The sequence below is a fragment of the Streptomyces sp. DH12 genome (assembly GCF_020873895.1).
Taxonomy (GTDB): Bacteria; Actinomycetota; Actinomycetes; order Streptomycetales; family Streptomycetaceae; genus Streptomyces.
In genome coordinates, this window is record NZ_JAHWGT010000083.1 from 1 (window position 1) to 1,415 (window position 1,415).

Sequence of the window (1,415 nt, forward strand, 5' to 3'; positions counted from 1 at the left end):
GTACGGCTCCGTGGTGGTGCACTTGCCGTCCGGCCCGAGGTCGAGGGACTTGGGGTCGACGGTCGGTTTGCGGTTGTAGACGAGCTCCAGCACGGGCGCGTAGTCGCCGTTCGCCTGGAACTTCTTCCACGCGTACTGCGACTTCTCGTCCCGCGCCCGCAGCCCGAACGTGATGCTGTCCTTGCCCTCGTCGGCCCTCTTCTGTGCGGCCTTCCTCACGTCGAACGTCTCGAACGCATCCCGACACCCCGACTTGTAGCCGTGAGCGAAGCTCTTGGTCGCGAACTTGTTGCCGTCGGTCAGTTTCGGTGCGTTCCTCCAGTTGGTGTGGCCGTTGACACTGCCGGTGAGGTGCACGCTCATGGCACGGTCGCTGCACGACCACGAGTACGTCTCCAGGAGTCGCAGCTTCGCGCTCGTGATTTTTGTGCCCTTGAGGTCCTTGTCGAAGGCGATGTTGAAGTACGAGCGCGAGGTTCCCCAAGTGTCCGACTCGAAGCCGACCCGCGCCTCGTGTGTACCGCCCTTGTTGAACCCCTTGCCGTTGTAGAACGTGGCGTTGGGGTGCCGGCTGTAGGCGGTGGTCCAGTTCTGCGTGTGCTTTTTCACCGAGGGATCGACGAACACCGGGTATGTGGTGGCCGGGTCGTTGAGGAAGGCCAGGTCGGGGGTCAACACCCAGTTCGCCCCGGACAGGTCAGCCTCCACCAGTTCGCCGCGCGAGTCGGGCGATGGGCCGTCGAGACCGGCCAGGCCCAGTGTTTCCGAGGGACCGGTCGAGGGTGACGCCGGAGTCGGCTCCGGTGGCGCGGACGGCAGGGGTGTCTCTGACACTGTCACTTCGGGTCCGTCGCTGGCTGTCGGCAGAATCTCCGGATGGGTGTCGGTTTGCTCGTCGGTCTCGACGGACTCTTCCGTCGGGCTAGCGCTTTCGCTCGGCTCGTCTGAGGTCGAGGTGCTCGGTTCCGGGTTTTCCTCGGCCGTCGGCTGCGCGGTCGCGCCCACCTCGCCGTCCGTCACCGCCGGGGCGCCGCTGTTGTCCCACATCAACGGGGTCGGTGAGACCGCGATCTCACGCTCGTAGGCGTCCTCGGCGGACAGGACACCGGTGACCGGGTCCAGCCGGAAGGCCAGGTCCGGGGACGTGAGGCCGTACGTCAACCGCTGCGCGCGGGGATCGGCCGCTGCCTGCCGGTTCTTCAGGACCAGCAACTGGGCGAAGCCCTCGTCATCGGCTGTGAGTACCAGGTCGGCGCCCGGGAAGATCTCCGGATACAGGGCCCGGGAACCGTCGATGATCGGGGCGGGGACGGCGCCGGGCCAGGTGAGCTGGATGTCGTGGCCGTCGACGGTCAGGGTGACCAGCGGGTTCGCGGTATCGGCCGAAGCAGCCTCAATTCCGTTCAAGAGGAGGG

The 1,415-nt window shown here is 66.4% G+C and carries 1 protein-coding gene; it reads right to left on the reverse strand.

All coding sequences use genetic code 11. From position 1 onward, the window contains the following. The coding region (locus tag LPA54_RS32585; protein ID WP_228984381.1) for a DNRLRE domain-containing protein at window positions 1–1,407 on the reverse strand (1,407 nt) is incomplete at its 3' end. Window positions 1,408–1,415: the final 8 nt, after the last annotated feature.